We start from the raw sequence: 15,703 nt of genomic DNA, 5'->3' as shown, positions 1-15,703 counted from the left end.
GAAAGCTCACTTCAGAGGGGCCAAAGGAATTGGCTGTTTCAGGGCATTGCACAGGATGTCCAAAAGCTCATCAGGACGATCGTTCCGGCAGGTCGAAAGCAGCAACGGATGCCAAATTTTTATTGTCGCCATGATGAAGATCGTGGGCAATCGGCTGAGATCTTGGGGTGCAAATTCGCCCCTATCGATACCGTCTGCGATGACGGCTGCCAGCACGTCACTGACGCGTGCGATGTGACCGTCGACGAGATCACGGTCGCGGTTGAAGCTCAGAAGGATGAGCTCGTGCACGGTCCTATGATAGGCGATGACATTGATGCTCATCGCGTGCTGCAGCTTAAGGTATCTCTTGATCCGAGAGGCCGCGCCGATCGGCAACTTAGAGATTGAGAGCGCTCTGGAGTAGGCGGTATCGAGGGTGCGGCCGAAAACCGCCCGCCGCAGCTCTTCCTTTGAATGGAAGAAACGGTAGATATTCGCCGGTGACATTCCGAGGCCCTTGGCGATATCCGCGACGGTCGTCTTGTCAAAGCCGCGCTGCCGAAAGTGATGCTCCGAGGCTTCGATGATCATCTCGGCGTTGGCTCTCGGGCGTTTTGGCCTACCTATTCCATCAATCACCATGTCGCTTCTGCTCCTGCCTCGCATGGCGTTGCACGGCGCCAATAGCACCTTTGATATGAACGCGCGTTGCGACCGCCATCGTGGCCATCGAATGAGATGGGCCCCGAAGGTCGACCTCATGCCTCTACGGTGCTGTCGGCCTGAGCGCCTTCATCCTGGGCGATGCGGAACCAAACGACGTAGAGCGCGGGCAGGAACAGGAGAGTGAGTGCGGTTCCGACGACGATGCCCCCCATCATGGCGTAGGCCATCGGTCCCCAAAAGATCTCCCTGGAAATCGGGATCAGAGCCAGAGTAGCGGCGGCGGCGGTCAGCATGATCGGCCGCATGCGATGCTCGGTCGCTTCGATGACGGCCCGCCATGCCGGTACACCTTCTTTTCGGAGGTTCTCGATCTGGACAACCAGGATGACCGAGTTTCGGATCAGGATGCCGATCAGGGCAAGAATGCCGAGGATCGCAACGAAGCCCATCGGCGCATTGCTGAGGAGCAGGGCAGCGACCACGCCGATGAGCGCCGTCGGGGCGACTGCAAACACCAGGAATAGCCTGCTAAAACTCTGCAGCTGGATCATGAGGATCGTCGCCATGACGAATAGCATCAGCGGAGCAACCGCGACGATCGGCCCCTGGGCGTCTGCGCTCGATTCCACGGATCCACCGATCTCCACACTATAGCCGACGGGGAGGCCCTTCTGGAACGCCTCCACCTGCGGCCGCAGCTGCTCAACGACCGTAGCGGGTTGGGTCGGACCGACGACCGCCGCTTTGACGGTGATGGTCGGGATCCGGTCGCGGCGCCAGATGGTCGGCTGTTCGAGTTCATAGCGGAAGTTGGCGACAGCCGACAGCGGCACGGATTTTCCATTCGATCCCGGCAACTGCAGGTTCTGCAGCGTTTCGATCGAACCTCGTTCGGATGCTGCCGCCCGCCCGATCACGTCGATCAGATAGATGTTGTCGCGCACTTGCGTGGTAGAGGATCCTTCGACGATGCTATTCAGCACTGTTGCGATATCCTCGGATGAAACACCAAGTTGGCGCGCCTTGTCCTGGAGGACATCGACCTTGACCACTCTCGACGGCTCGTTCCAGTCGAAGATCAGGTTGGAAAGCAGCGGATGGCCGCCGACGATCGATGCGAACTGCTGCGATAACTCGCGGAGCTTCTGGATATCCGGACCGCTGATGCGATACTGCACAGGCTTTCCGACCGGCGGGCCAATGTCCAGCAGCTTCACGAAGGCATCTGTCCCAGGGAAAGTTTTCGTCAGGTAGTCCTGTAGTTCTGCCTGCACTTTGTCACGGACGTCCAGGCCTTTCGTGACGATGACCGTCTGACCGAAGGTGATGTCAGGCGTCTGAACGTCGAAGGACAGGATGAAGCGGGGTGCTCCTTCACCGATATAGCTCGTCCAGTGCTCGATGTCCTGGTTTTTCGCCAGCATCTCCTGTTCGAACTTTGTAATCTGTCTGTTGGTCTCGGCGATCGAGCTGTTCTGCGGAAGGTTCCAGTCGACGATCAACTCCACACGGTCGGATGCTGGGAAGAACTGCTGTTGCACCAATCCGAGGCCGCCGATGGAGACCGCAAACACGGTAATGGTGAGTACGATCGTGGCCCATCGCCACCGCATAGCCAGACCAAGTAGCCAGGAGAAGGCTGAGGCGAAACGCCCCTTCTTCTCGTGGTGTGATTTCATGGTTTTGGGTAGGATCGCCACGCCCAGAAGAGGCGTAAAAAGGACTGCGACTATCCAGGATACAATAAGCGAGACGGCGATGACGACGAACAGCGTGAAGGTGAACTCGCCTGCTGCGCTGTTATTCAGACCCACGGGAATAAAACCGGCGACGGTCACCAGGGTACCTGTCAGCATTGGAAAGGCAGTCGAGGTGTAAACATGGGTCGCCGCTTTTCTCAGGTCGTCACCGGCCTCGAGCCGCGCAACCATCATCTCCACCGCAATCATGGCATCGTCGACGAGAAGGCCAAGGGCGATGATCAGCGCACCGAGCGAAATACGCTGCAGCGAGATACCGGAATATTCCATGTAGACGAAAGTGATGGCGAGCACGAGCGGGATGGAGATCGCGACCACCATGCCAGCCCGAAGTCCGAGACTGATGAAGCTGATGACGAGGACGATGGCGATTGCCTCGAACAGCGCGGTCGTGAACCCTGAAACAGCCTCTTCAACGACCGCCGGCTGGTCTGACACGCGGTGCACGTCCGCCCCGATAGGCAGGTCGGCAACAATCCGCTGCATCTGGGCATCAAGCGCTTCGCCGAACTCAAGAAGATTGGCCCCGGCCTTCATCCCGATGGCCAGGCCGATCGCCGGCTGGCCGTTGAACCGGAACAGCGATGACGGAGGATCCACGTATCCGCGCCTGATCGTGGCAACATCGGTCAGCGGGAAGAAACGGTCGTTGACACGCAGATTTATCGACCTCAGGCTCTCCTCGGACGTGAACTGCCCTCCCACCCGCAGAGCGACACGTTCCGGCCCGGCATTGACGAAGCCAGATTGCGTTACCGCGTTCTGTGCCTGAAGCGTCTCAATGATGGATTGACGGTCGATCCCAAGCGCCGCGATCTGACGCGTCGAAAACTCGAGATAGACGGCCTCGTCCTGTGCCCCGATCACGTCAACCTTGCCGACATTCTCGACGGTTAGCACCTTAGCGCGAGCATCTTCGACTAGGTCGCGGAGCTGCCTTTGTGTCAAACCATCGCTGGTGAAGGCGTAGATGTTTCCGAAGACGTCGCCGAAGCGGTCATTAAAGAACGGCCCGACCACTCCGCTTGGGAATTCACCTTTTATATCGCCAATCATGTTGCGGACTCGGACCCATATGGGTTCGACGTCCCGCGCCTTGGTTGTGGGGAGCAGTTCGACGAATATGGTCGTCTGGCCGGCGACGGTTTGGCTCCGGAGATAATCGAGGCTGTCGAGCTCCTCGAGCTTCTTCTCGATCCTGTCTGTGACCTGGCGAGCTACTTCTTCCGCTGACGCACCTGGCCACCGTGCGTTGATCACCATCGTCTTGATGGTGAAGTTCGGGTCTTCCTCACGTCCAAGATTGAGGTAGGAGAATGTTCCGGCAAGAACGAAGACCAGCATGAAGTACCAGACGAGCGAACGATGCTCGAGCGCCCAGTCGGAAAGGTTGAACTTCTTCACTCGCTGATCTCCTGGTCAATTCTGATGGTCTGGCCATCTTTCAATTTGTGGACACCGGCGACGACGATGCGATCGCCTGGTGCAACGCCTTGCACTACCCAAACCATCTCACCGGCGATGATCTGGCCGTCGATCTTTACCTCCCGAAGCGTGACCTTCTTATCGGCCGCATCGACAAGCCAGACGCTCATCGATCCTTCCTTCTGCAGCACCGCGGAAGCCGGCAAAAGGACCTGCGGTTCGTTTGAGATGGTTGCAGCGGCTGTGATGATCGAGCCCAATCGGAATGCCGCCGGGGGATCAACGAGGCTGATCTTTGTCCTGCGTGTGCGTGTCGCCGTTTCGGCCTCTGGGGCGATCTCCCGTATGACGCCGCTTGTACGAATGGTCGGGTCGAGTTGCAGGGTAATCTCGAACGGCTCTCCCGCCTTCAAACGCTCCGCCGCGCCTTGAGGAACATCGACGACGGCGTCGCGCTCGTCCGGTCGGGCGATCGTAACGACGACCTGCCCAGCAGATACGACCTGACCGACTTCCGCTGATGTGGCGGTGACCACGCCATCGAATTCGGCATGCAACTGTGCGTAGCCAAACTGCTCTTCAGCCTTATTGAGATTGGCCTGTGCTTTCGCAACGCTTGCCGCTGCACTGCGTCGCCCCTGTTCCGCCTCTTCCAGCGCAGCTTCGGTACCGGAGCGAGCTTGAGCGAGGGCCCTTTGGCGTTGCTCGGTGGTGGTGGCGTTGCGGAGTTGAGCCTGCGCATTCGAAAGGTCCGATTGCGCGCTGCGAACCGCAAGCTCAAGTGCCAATGGATCAATCGCTGCGACGATATCGCCTTTCTTCACGAGATCTCCGACGCCGACATTCCGGGCGATAACTCTTCCGAGCACCCGAAAGCCAAGCTCGGTCTCTATTCTTGGCTCGACTGTTCCCGTCAGCCGAAGCGAGGCGACGGGCGTCTGCTTGGCAGCGATGGAAAGCACCGGACGAGGAACGTCCTGCGCCACTTCCTCCTGTTTTTGGCACGACGCGAGGACCGTTGTAGCGAGCAGCAGGGCGACCAACTTAATGCGAGTGCTCATTTTACAGCTCCCCCGTCATACGAAACGATCTCGTTCGGCCTGAGGAACTTTGTGCCGTCCGAGACGACGATGTCGCCGGCCGACACGCCCGCTTTGATAGTGAAGTTGTTGGTCTGATACCCTTCGATCTCGATTGCTCGCAGCGCAGTCTTGGCGGATCGGGGGTCCACCACCCAGACCGCAGGCATGCCGCCTTTGGAGGCCATCGCAGACCATGGAAGCTGGATCATGCTGAGTGGCTTGTACCGGAAAGATCCGGCAACAGGAGCTCCGAGTGGCATCGACGTGTTGCCGTTCAAGCTAAGCTTGACCTTGATCGTCCCGGTGGAGGGGTCAATTGTCGGAGAAACCTCCCGCACTTTGGCATCGATTTGACGCGATAGGTCCGATAACAGTTTGACGGTCACCGATGGCTCTACCTCCCGCCCTAAAAAGAGCGTCTCGACGACCTCGAAGACGGCGTCGCGGGGGCCGTCATGGGCAAGTGTGAAGACGACCTGCGCGGCTTGAGCTACTTGACCGACCTCGGCATTGCGGGCGGTAATCACGCCATCGGCGTCAGCGCGGAGCTCGGTGAAGGAGAGCGCGTCCCGGGCGGTTTCCAGCTGTGCCTGCGCCGACTTTGCACTCCCCTGTGCCGTAAGCAGAGCCTCCTGGGCCTGGTCAAGCGCGGCGCGAGTTGTAACCTGCGTCCGAAACAGATTCTGCTGGCGATCGAAGGCGAGTTGCGCCTGGGTCTGTTGCGCCTCGGCTGCTTCCAAATTCGCCACAGCGACTTCGAGATCGGCTCGCTGCTCCTCCGCGTCGATGCGGGCGAGGATCTGGCCGGCCTTGACCGCCGCTCCGACATCCACAAGGCGCTCGATGATCTTGCCGCTCACCCGGAATGACAGGTCGCTTTGCACCCGCGCGCGGATATCGCCTGTGATCGTCCCGCCTTGGATCAGCGGCTGTTCCGTTGCCGTAACAACCGCTACTCGTCTCGGGGCTGTTTCCTGCGGACCTTGTTGTTCGCTGCATGATGATAGTACAGCGACGCTAGAAAGCGCCGTCGCGGCAAGAATGCGTTTCATTGGAAGACCTCTTGCTGTCCATGGCGGCGTCTATATAATTGACTGACGCATTAGTCAATAGATTGACGAAATTGACCACGCCAACTCGTGGAGGAAGTAAAAATGCCCGAAGAAAAGAAACTGACACGCGCTGAACAGAAGACACTGCGACCGCTGCAAATCCTTGAGGCGGCGTTCGAGGAATTCGTCAAGAACGGCTATTCGGCAGCCAGGGTAGAGGATGTCGCCGACAGGGTTGGCGTCACCAAAGGCACGGTTTATGTTTACTTCGAGACCAAGGAGAAGCTCTTTGAAGCAATGATCCAGCATATTTCGACACCATTCAAAGAGGTGTTGGAGACATCCGTGACCCTGAAGGGACGGTCAGCCGAAAGGCTGCAGCAATTCCTGGAACTTCTCTATGGTCAGCTTGTCGATAACCGGAAGACCAGGGAGCTGCTGAGATTCGTTATAGCTGAAGGGGCAAGATTTCCGGATCTGATCGATCGGCATCATCGGGAGTTCATCGCGCCCATCCTGAAGAAGATTCAGGAAATCTTGGACGAGGGGGCAGCGGCGAAGGAGTTCCCTCAAAAACCCGCCGAGTTTGCTGATGTCATTATGGCGCCCGCGCTGGCAATGATAATCATCCGGCTCATTTTCGATGATCGCCATACCATGGATCGACGTTCCTTTCGTGATGAGCACCTGAGAATGGTGCTGAAAGGGCTGACGGGCTAGGGGAGGCGGGTGGTGCCGAACATGCCGCGCAACCGGCCTAAAGCGTGTCGCACGTAACCGGATTCGGGATTGAACTAAGCCGCTATGGCGGCGAATGGCTCTGGCCTACTTCCGGTAGTAAAATGTGCTTTTGGGAAGGTCGATCGCACCCTCGTCTGACAGAGCAGGAACCGCACGATGTGAAAGCAGCCAGCCGGAAAAAGACGCCAAAGCTGACACTGGCGCTTGGGCATGCTCCACTTCATCGCTGGTCTGGATGCAGGAATGCGGCAAGGAATGTGGCGATGGCCGCCTCGGCGTGCCGCCGAATCTCCTGCTGGGTCGGAATCGCCTCGCCTCCCAGCATCATCACCCGGTTAACCGGGTCCGCCATCACTAGCCAGTTGAACTGCGACGCGGCGACCGTTGCGTCGGAGAACTGCAGCAGGTTCTCGTCGGCCAATTGTTCGAAGGCGCTAGCCAAGACCTCAAGCTCCCTTGCAGAGCCCCGCGCGTAAAGCACCTTGGCTAGCTCCGGGAACCGCTGCGCCTCCGCAATCACAAGCCGGCGCAACTGCATCAGCCCGGGCATGAGGACGATGGTGAGCTGCCGAACGGCATAGGCGAGGAGATAGGCTTTGAGCTGAGCGCGGTCTTCCACTTTGGGGAGGCCTATGCGAACGGCAGTATCTGCCTCGCCCGTCATCTGACTCATCACCGCGACAAACAGCGCCTCCTTGCTTGAGAAGTGCTTGTAGACCGTCTGCTTGGATACGCCAGATCGGCTGACGATTGCGTCCATGCTGGCTCCGGCATAGCCAGTGCTGAGAAAGACTTCGGCCGCGGCGCCGACGATAGCGGTCTGCTTGCGCTCCGAGCGTGTGCCAGGGACATGGGCTAGGTCGGCTTCAAGACCCGGTATCAACATTTTTCGAACTCCGTAGAAGTCTTTCCTATGTCGATGCCCAAAATCGAAAACATCACGGATCAGTTCCTCCTCCTTCAATGACGAGACATCATATTCGATGCCTCGAAAGGGCGGGCCATCCCATAATCAACAGCCGGACCACCTTTTAAAAAATGGCATCGCCAGCTTACCGCCGACCGGCGACCGTCGGGCACCGCCGACAGTCCTGGAGAACCGATGGCCGCTTGAAGACCTCTAGCGGCCTGTCAGCAGGCGTTCATCACGCGAAGCTCACGGCAAGGTTGAACGGCGTCTTGCGCAGCCGCTTTCCCGTCACCGCATGAATTGCGTTTGCCAGTGCCGGAATCGACGGCGGGACGCCACATTCTCCCGCTCCGCCGATCCGAGGGGAGTTTTCCAGGAGATGGACTTCAATTTCCGGGCATTGGGCCATGCGAATGGCGTCGAAGTCGTAGAAATTTTCCTGCTGGACGCGCCCGTCCTCGAACGTGATTGCCTGACCCATGGCGGTCGAAAGTCCGAAAATGATGCCTGACATCATCTGATCGGAATAGATGGCGGGATCCAAGACATGGCCCGGGTCTGCAACACACCAGACCTTGACGATGCGGATATCGCCATCTGTCACAGCAACTTCAACGACCTCGCCGACCCAGCTCCCATATGAAAGCGTGAAACCGACACCCTTTCCATGACCTGGCGGCAGTGCGCGCCCCCAATTGGATACGTCGCGCAGCTTTTCCATGACCAGTCTTGCGGGTCTGTGTTCCGCGGCGCTCATCATGGAAATGCGCATATCGATCGGGTCGAGCCCCGCCTTTTCGGCAAGTTCGTCCATAAAGCCTTCGTGGAAGAAGCCGTTGTACGATCCGCCGACCGAGCGCAAGAGCCCGACCTGGATGGCCGTCTTCATATTGTGTGCGGCAAAACGACTGTTCGCCCACACATTGGGCTGCCCGGCCATTCCCTCCAGCGTCTGTTCGTCCTCGGCGGGAAGAGGTGTTTCGGGTGCGAAACGCCCGAAAAGCCCTGCCATGACCGATGGTGCGGCAATGCTGACATCGATGGTTTCCGGCGATTTGCCCGGCTGCACGATCGCCCTGAGTTTCGCGAGCGCGCGCGGGCGGTAAAAGCCGTGTTGCATGTCCTCTTCCCTGCTCCAGGTGACTTTCACCGGCCGGCCTTCCGCTGCGGGCGCAAGAGCTGCCGCATAAAGCGCGGGGTCTCCGGCACGTCGACCGAAGCTGCCGCCCAGACGGGTAACATGAACAGTGACATCCTCCGTCTCGATGCCGAGAAACTTGGCGGCGACCTGTGCGTCGACGCCGGGCATCTGCGTGCCCGTCCATATGGTGAGTTTTCCATCCCGGAATTGTGCGGTTGCGCTCATCGGCTCCATGGTGGCATGCGCCAGGAAGGGCACTTCGTATTCCGCTTCGACAACGGTTGCGGGCTCGGCATCCGCGAATGCCTTATCCACGTCGCCGGCCTCGTCTCGGATCCAGTCTGGTGCGCGCGCCAGCGCATCCCTGTAGAGGGTTTCGATCCCGGCGTCATCGGCAGGATAGGGAGCCTCACCCCACTCGACCTCCAGAGCCTTTGCACCCTGAAACGCGGCCCAGGTGTTGTCGGCGATGATGCCGAAACCCGAGCCGACGGCGGTGTCGATCTGAACGACCTTCCTCACGCCCTTAATGGCCAGGGCAGGTGCATCGTCGAATTTGACGGCCTTCGCGCCCATGCGCGGCGACATACGTACAGTGCCGTAGATCATATCGGGCAGTTGAACGTCGATACCGAAGATCGGCGCGCCGGTCACCATTTTGCGTATATCGACCCGGCGTTGCGGCTTACCCAGGATTTTCCAATCCAATGAAGATCGCAGTTCAACGCTTGAAGGAATTTCCAGCTTTGCGGCATCGGTTGCCAGTTCGGTATATTCGAGTGTCCTGCCATCCGGATGAATGACTTTTCCAGCCTCGGTTTCCAGCTTCGAGACGTCGACATTCCAACGCTTGGCCGCCGCAGCCTTCAGCACTTCGCGGGCTGCCGCGCCGGCCCGGCGCATCTTCTCGTAGCCGTCGATGGTTGAGCTTGAGCCGCCGGTTGCCTGCATGGCGATGAATTTCGACATGACGCGCATCATCTCGCGCGTCGCCGTCGCCTTCAGCCCGTCGTCAAACCACGGAAAGGCAGCGACCTGATTGAACATCGCCTGATTATAATAGGCTTTCCCAGGCAATCCATGTTCGACCTTGATCTGATCCATGCCGACATCGAGTTCCTCGGCCACTAGCGCCGCCAGTGTCGTATGGATGCCCTGGCCCATCTCGGCGCGCGGCGCGATGATGGTGATGCCGCTTTCCTTGCCGATCCTGATATAGGGCGTGAACGCAGCCTCTTCCGCTGGAAGGTCTTCTTCAAGCGGATTGCTGTAGGGGCGCTTGTACATGTAGTAGCCGACGGCCAGCCCGCCCGCGGCGGCGACGCCAAGCCCGAGGAAGGTTCGACGAGCGATCTTTGCAACGCGGCCCATGTTCAAGCCTTCACATGCTTGGCCGCGGCGAGGATCGCAGCCTTGATTTTGGGATAGGTTCCACAGCGACACAGGTTCGTCATGGCATCGTCAATGTCCGCCTCGCTGGGGTTGCTGTTCGTGTTCAGCAAGGCGACGGCGGCCATGATCTGGCCTGACTGGCAATAGCCGCATTGGGGCACGTTGTGATCGATCCATGCATGCTGCACGGCGTGCAGCCCGCCCGGCGCCAGTCCTTCGATGGTGGTTACGCTCCCTTCGACGGCAGATACGGGATGAGAGCACGATCTTACCGGCTCACCATCGATCAGGACGGTACACGCACCGCAGGCACCGACCCCGCAGCCGAATTTCGGGCCCTTGATGTTCAGGAGATCACGCAGCGCCCAAAGCAGGGGCATATCCGGTTCCGCGTCCACATCATGCTTGGTTCCATTGACTGTGATTTGCATAACATTCTCCTCTCACCACGACGCAGATGCTGTCCTTCGCGATTATCGATGGTCCTCGTCTCGCAGCGTCGCTCCATCTTCCACCGGAGCGCCAAGCGGCCGTTTCAACCGCCCGGCCGGCATTCCGGTGCTGCAATTCGTCACTCAAAGGAACTGCTTGAAGAAACGCAAAAGCCGCGGAGCGATGTAACCCGTGTAGCCGCGCGGGTCGTCGATCGGTTCTTCGCCGAACCAGAAATGGCCGGCGCCGATCACAGGGAAATCCCGGACCATGAAGCCGGCCTGCTTGAGCGCCCCGATGAAAGGTATTGTCTGAAACTGCGGGTTCACGGTTTCATCCGCAGTTCCATATGCGATGAACATCGGGATCGTGTTCACCGCATATCGGACATAACTTATCGGGGATGCATCGAAGTAGCTCTGCCGGTTCGCGAAAGGTGGCGCACCGATCAGGCACTCGGAGCGCCGTTCCTTCGGGTCGGTGATATCGGCAATTTCCTGCTGCCACAGCGCAAACAGATCATAGACGCCGTAAATGCCGGCAAAGGTCTTGACGCTTGCATCAGCGCTCGAGAAGTCATTGGCCGGCTGCGCATTCCGGAAATGCGGAGAATCCCCGCCAAGCGTCGCCAACGCTCCCACATGGGCACCTGCGGACGAACCGAGCATTGCTATTCGGGCAGGGTCGATTCCAAGTTCGTCAGCAGCGCCGCGGACAAACTGTATAGCACTGACCACATCACAGACTGCCTCCGGAAACATCTTCGTCTTGTCTGCGACACGATAGTTAAAGCCGAACAATGCGATACCGTTCATGGCAAGAAACGGTCCCCAGACCTTGGCTGCTCTTGGATCGCAAAGACGCCACCCGCCGCCAGGGGCCGCAACCACGACCGGAAACGGTCCGTCGCCGGCGGGCAGGTACAGGTCACCCCGCAACTCTACATTACCATGTCGCGCATAGGCGATTCCTTTGCGGACGACCACTCCTGCGTCTTCCGTTGTTATCGTTGCGGTATCCACACCCAATCTCCTTGCCGTGCGCTGTTTCCGATTAGATACAATGGGCTGGCAGCACCCGCAAACATGGCGAGTGCTGTCGGTCATTTGACGGCAGTCAACTCCGCCGTCGGCACAATCGTCGCCTGGGGATCGGACGATTCATTGACGTGCAGGCTACCAAAGCGCTGCTTGCACAACACGACAAGAAAAATGGAACCGATTGTTCCGATGGCCATGGGAATGGCCGCGAAAGCGATCATGTCCTTCGCAGGCAGTTCAAGTGTTAGTATGGCACTGCCGATCATCGGGCCGACGATTGAGCCGAGGCGCCCCGCACCGAGACCCCACCCAATGCCGGCCGCCCGAACCCTAGTCGGATAAAAAAGCCCGGCGATGGTCGAACAACCGACCTGCAGCGCACCCACGGACATCCCTGGTATCAGGACGCACAGGACAATTCCCGCTTGTGGAAGATCATACCAAGAGAACGCAAGCAGGAAGGGGATTGCGATGACAAACAGTATCGGCAGCAGCAAGACCCCGACACGCGAAACCAGCAGGGCGATTACGATGCCGCCAAGAATACCGGCGCCAGCAAATATCGCCGAAAACTTACCGGCTTCCTGAATGCTGTAGTTGAGGCTTTGCAGCACGAGCGGAAGCCAGCTGATGATCAGGAAAAGCGCCATCCCGGTGGAAAAGAAGGCCAGCCAAAGCATCAGGGTCATAGGACCCTTTCCGCCGTCGAACAGACGTCCGACAGAGCGGCCATCACTTTTTTCCGTTAGCTGATTTTCAAGGCGCGGAACCCAGTCGGGGCTTGCATCGAGCCGCTTGAGCAGCGACTTCAGTTCGCCGTGTTTTTTCGGGTTGTTTGCCAAGTATTTGACCGATTCCGGCATCGTCAGCAATAGCACAGCTGCCAGGATGATAGGACCTACGCCTCCAATGATGGCCAGAATGTGCCAGCCGTAGGTCGGCACCAAGACAGCTGTCATCACGCCGGGAGCCATCGCGCCAAGCGGAACGCAGCTGGCAGCAAGCGCCAATATCCTGTTGCGCGACTTCTTCGGGGCGAATTCCGCGACCATTGCAGCCGCCGTTGGCATCGCGCCGCCCAGACCGACACCGATCACGAAGCGACAGAGGATCATTTGCGATATCGTCGTCGCCCACAACATCGCGAGCGTCCCGAGACCAAAAGCGAGGCAGCTTCCGACGATCGTCAGCTTGCGACCGTAACGATCGCCGACCAAACCGAGTAAGGGTCCGGCAAGCGCAAAGCCGACCAGGCTCGAGACAAAAACGGGCCCAAGCGCGGATTTATCGAACCCGAATTCCTTTACTAGTTCGGGGGCAATAAATGTAATGACGGTCAGATCGTAACCGTCCAAAAAAAACACTAGGCCGCAGAGGATCCATACAAGGATCATCAGTCCACCCGGTTTGGCCATGTCCAACGGGCCGTCCACATCGCTTGCTCCTGCCACAGTCCTCTCCCTTTTTTCCACCTGCGCATCTGACGCCGCCACGGCTCTTCCGTCTCTTTAATATCGGACCCGTAGTAGCGACCTCGACGTTTATGAATGCCATGCCTGCATTACCAAAGGGGCGTTACCCAACTCACGCGAGTCTGCATCGTTGGTTCCTTGAGGCCATCCCCCTCAAGGCGCTGCGTGCTGCATGTCGGCTTGCATGTATGGCCGCCCGGCATGCTCCGGGCGGCTTTCTTTAGAGATAGATTTGAAGGATCGTGTCGTGGAGTCCGTCGCAATCGATGAGGTCCACGCGCTGTCTGCGGATTTTGAAGCCCTCGTCCGTAGTGACAAGGTGATGTGTGAAGCCACCTACATATGTCTTCAGCACATCGCGACGGAATTGGGTGACATGAAAGCGGGAGTGTACGACAATGTCGCCATTGCTATCGGGCTCGCCCAAGCGGACATTTCCGACGACATGGCTGCTGCGCGTGATCGGCTGCTGCCCTGCGGTTCCGAATGCCAGCAGACGCTCGCAGCGGGCAACCATCGTCGGCAGGTCGTCATACATGAATGACAGCTGCATCTCGGGGTCGGAGTCGTGCGGCGTCGCGGGGATCCAGTAAGTCCCGTCGTCTGTGAAGAGGCTCAGCCAAGATTCATAGTCACGAGCATCGATGAACTCGGCCTGCTGGAAGATGAAATCTTCCACCTCGGCCCGGGTGACGGTTACGTCTTTGGGTCTATTCAACATAAATTCTTCCTCAAATTTCGCGACGGGTCGTTTCGGCGGTCATATATTCGCGCCATGCCTTGTACATGTTGCGCATGCAGACCTCGGAATTGCCGGTGGCGCCCTTGAAGCTGCCCTCTCCGACCTGGACGTCGCGATTGGCCTCGCGATGCAGACTGATCCATTCCGACTGAGGCCCCTTGAGACCCTGATGAACGCGGAAATAGGCTTCGAAATCGTCCGCCGCGACGACATTCGACGGGGAGTTGGCGAGGTTGCCGCCGGTGATCGCGCGACGCGTGAAGCTGTCCGGAGCGCCCTTGAAGCGGAACACCCAAATCTCCAGTGCGGTCTTATCGACGGAAATCGGACGCAGGACGCGCATCTGCTGAAGCGACTGCTGCATCACCAACGTCGGGAACATCATCACATTATGGAAATTCTGCTTCAGCACCGCGGCCGCCTTGTCGGCGCCGTGCCGGGCGATCAGGGCGGCCTTGTAGTGTTCCCCGTCTTCGCCCGTCAGTTCGGGCGCGAATGCCGCCATATCGAAATGTCCGTGCGGATGGGCGACGAGATCGATCTTCGCCATCTGGTCCGGCTCGCCGGCAAGCATCGCCGCCACGTCGAGGCCGCCCGGACGGGCGCGGCCCTTGAACTTCTCTAGCGTGCGCTGGGCGGCCCGCGCCATCTGGTGATGCACGAACGAGGTGTGCATGCCGTCGCTCATGTTGTCGAGGAAGATCTTCCAGTTGCTGTTCTGGACGGTGCGGTAGCAATTGCCGATGACCTCCAATTCGCCGCTCGGCGAGCGGTCGATGAGGTTGTCGAGACCACGCAGCCCTTCGCCGGCCCATGTCTTGAAATCCAGACCTTCCGGGGAAAGCGATGCGAAGACGAACCCGTGGTGATTATGCACGCGCGGCAACTGGCGCATCCCGTTCTTCGGATCCTTCACATTGAATTCGGTTCCGTCGTAGCCGGATTGCACCGGAACGGAAATGAGCGAGCCGTCGCCGTCGAAGCGCCAGCCGTGATACATGCACATGAAGTGCTTCGCGGTGCCGTTTCGGTCGGGACAGACGAGCGCGCCCTTGTGCGGGCAGCGGTTTTCGAGGACATAGATCTCGCCATTCTTGTGGCGCGTCATGACCACCGGCTGACGTCCGACCTGGGTCGAGAAATAGTCGCCGGGGTTGGGAACTTGGCTTTCATGTCCGACATAGATCCAGGACTTGCCGAAGATCTGGTCCATTTCCTGCTCGAACACATCCTGATCGGCGAAAACGCGCCGGTGAATGCGCTCCTTCTCGACCAGATCGCCGACATCAAGATCGTATTGTGAATCGTAGCTTCTCGGTGTTGAGACCTTTGTGTCCATAATTTCACTCCTCCAGGGATGATTTGTCTTGTGAGCGCCGGATGTGGCGCTCGGCTGCAATTCGAGCCGCGTCGGCTGCGCAGACAGCCGGCAGCGGCCAACGCGAAACTCCGTCTGTTTTGCGGAGGCCTTTTCGAGATTCTACGGAAATCGCCCGTCATCGCCGACCGTTGACGCGGGCGCGTCCCGGCGCAAACATTCAGCTCGTCGACGGCTTAGCGGAAGCCGTGAACGGCTCGAGATCCACGGTGACGATCATGAAGGCATGCCCGCTACGACAGTCGAGCGACGCCATTGATGCTGGCACGGCCGTGGGTCCGGCATGATGAAAACTCGGCATTATGATTTTCTCCTCCAAGGCGCACTCCCGCTGCGCCAACGTTCAGCTTGGACTTGTATCGGCTGCCTTCCCGCCCGAAGGAGCCGGCAGTTTTCCGCCGCGCACAAACGACATTCATACGTTTGTATGATTTGTGTATATGCTGGTATAGTTTCTTGTCAACCGGATTCAGCGAAGGTAGACCTTT

12 protein-coding genes are annotated in these 15,703 nt (G+C 58.8%); 1 reads left to right on the top strand and 11 read right to left on the bottom strand.

The features are described from left to right. Nucleotides 1–6: 6 nt before the first annotated feature. The 4 genes from ACZ9BX_RS21285 to ACZ9BX_RS21270 form a co-directional block, all read right to left on the bottom strand. On the bottom strand, nucleotides 7–624 hold the full coding sequence (locus ACZ9BX_RS21285; RefSeq protein ID WP_027511249.1) for a TetR/AcrR family transcriptional regulator: 618 nt from the start codon (nucleotides 622–624) through the stop codon (nucleotides 7–9). Between the two features lie 116 nt (nucleotides 625–740). Continuing rightward, nucleotides 741–3,812 carry an efflux RND transporter permease subunit gene (locus tag ACZ9BX_RS21280; protein ID WP_132568674.1) on the bottom strand — a complete coding sequence of 1,024 codons (3,072 nt, stop codon included), beginning with the start codon at nucleotides 3,810–3,812 and terminating at the stop codon, nucleotides 741–743. Then, complete coding sequence (locus ACZ9BX_RS21275) at nucleotides 3,809–4,894, bottom strand: efflux RND transporter periplasmic adaptor subunit (RefSeq protein WP_132568675.1); 1,086 nt, start codon at nucleotides 4,892–4,894, stop codon at nucleotides 3,809–3,811. The genes ACZ9BX_RS21280 and ACZ9BX_RS21275 overlap by 4 nt, the downstream gene beginning before the upstream one ends. Next, nucleotides 4,891–5,967 (bottom strand): efflux RND transporter periplasmic adaptor subunit, encoded by a 1,077-nt coding sequence (locus ACZ9BX_RS21270; RefSeq protein ID WP_027511246.1) that lies wholly within the window; start codon nucleotides 5,965–5,967, stop codon nucleotides 4,891–4,893. The genes ACZ9BX_RS21275 and ACZ9BX_RS21270 overlap by 4 nt, the downstream gene beginning before the upstream one ends. A gap of 102 nt (nucleotides 5,968–6,069) precedes the next feature. On the opposite strand from ACZ9BX_RS21270, the gene ACZ9BX_RS21265 reads away from it, so the two are divergent. Continuing rightward, entirely contained in the window at nucleotides 6,070–6,687 is a 618-nt protein-coding gene (locus ACZ9BX_RS21265; protein ID WP_027511245.1) for a TetR/AcrR family transcriptional regulator, read from the top strand. A gap of 241 nt (nucleotides 6,688–6,928) precedes the next feature. On the opposite strand, the gene ACZ9BX_RS21260 is transcribed toward ACZ9BX_RS21265, so the two are convergent. From ACZ9BX_RS21260 to ACZ9BX_RS21230, 7 genes are all read right to left on the bottom strand, one after another. After that, nucleotides 6,929–7,594: a TetR/AcrR family transcriptional regulator gene (locus ACZ9BX_RS21260; protein ID WP_027511244.1), complete on the bottom strand. Its 666-nt coding sequence runs from the start codon at nucleotides 7,592–7,594 to the stop codon at nucleotides 6,929–6,931. Between the two features lie 259 nt (nucleotides 7,595–7,853). After that, nucleotides 7,854–10,130 carry a xanthine dehydrogenase family protein molybdopterin-binding subunit gene (locus tag ACZ9BX_RS21255; protein WP_027511243.1) on the bottom strand — a complete coding sequence of 759 codons (2,277 nt, stop codon included), beginning with the start codon at nucleotides 10,128–10,130 and terminating at the stop codon, nucleotides 7,854–7,856. A gap of 2 nt (nucleotides 10,131–10,132) precedes the next feature. Further along, nucleotides 10,133–10,582 (bottom strand): (2Fe-2S)-binding protein, encoded by a 450-nt coding sequence (locus tag ACZ9BX_RS21250; RefSeq protein WP_027511242.1) that lies wholly within the window; start codon nucleotides 10,580–10,582, stop codon nucleotides 10,133–10,135. Nucleotides 10,583–10,726: 144 nt separating this feature from the next. Beyond that, nucleotides 10,727–11,605: an alpha/beta hydrolase gene (locus ACZ9BX_RS21245; RefSeq protein ID WP_165928344.1), complete on the bottom strand. Its 879-nt coding sequence runs from the start codon at nucleotides 11,603–11,605 to the stop codon at nucleotides 10,727–10,729. Between the two features lie 80 nt (nucleotides 11,606–11,685). Next, on the bottom strand, nucleotides 11,686–13,074 hold the full coding sequence (locus ACZ9BX_RS21240) for an MFS transporter (RefSeq protein WP_037142513.1): 1,389 nt from the start codon (nucleotides 13,072–13,074) through the stop codon (nucleotides 11,686–11,688). Nucleotides 13,075–13,315: 241 nt separating this feature from the next. Continuing rightward, entirely contained in the window at nucleotides 13,316–13,816 is a 501-nt protein-coding gene (locus ACZ9BX_RS21235; RefSeq protein WP_087001728.1) for an aromatic-ring-hydroxylating dioxygenase subunit beta, read from the bottom strand. 10 nt (nucleotides 13,817–13,826) lie between these two features. Continuing rightward, a complete protein-coding gene (locus tag ACZ9BX_RS21230) occupies nucleotides 13,827–15,176 on the bottom strand; it encodes an aromatic ring-hydroxylating oxygenase subunit alpha (protein ID WP_051336652.1) in 1,350 nt (449 codons plus the stop codon). Nucleotides 15,177–15,703 lie beyond the last annotated feature (527 nt).

This window comes from Rhizobium sp. USDA 3886, from assembly GCF_056279785.1.
Note: the sequence above shows the minus strand (reverse complement) of the source record. Positions and strands in the feature narration are given on the sequence as shown.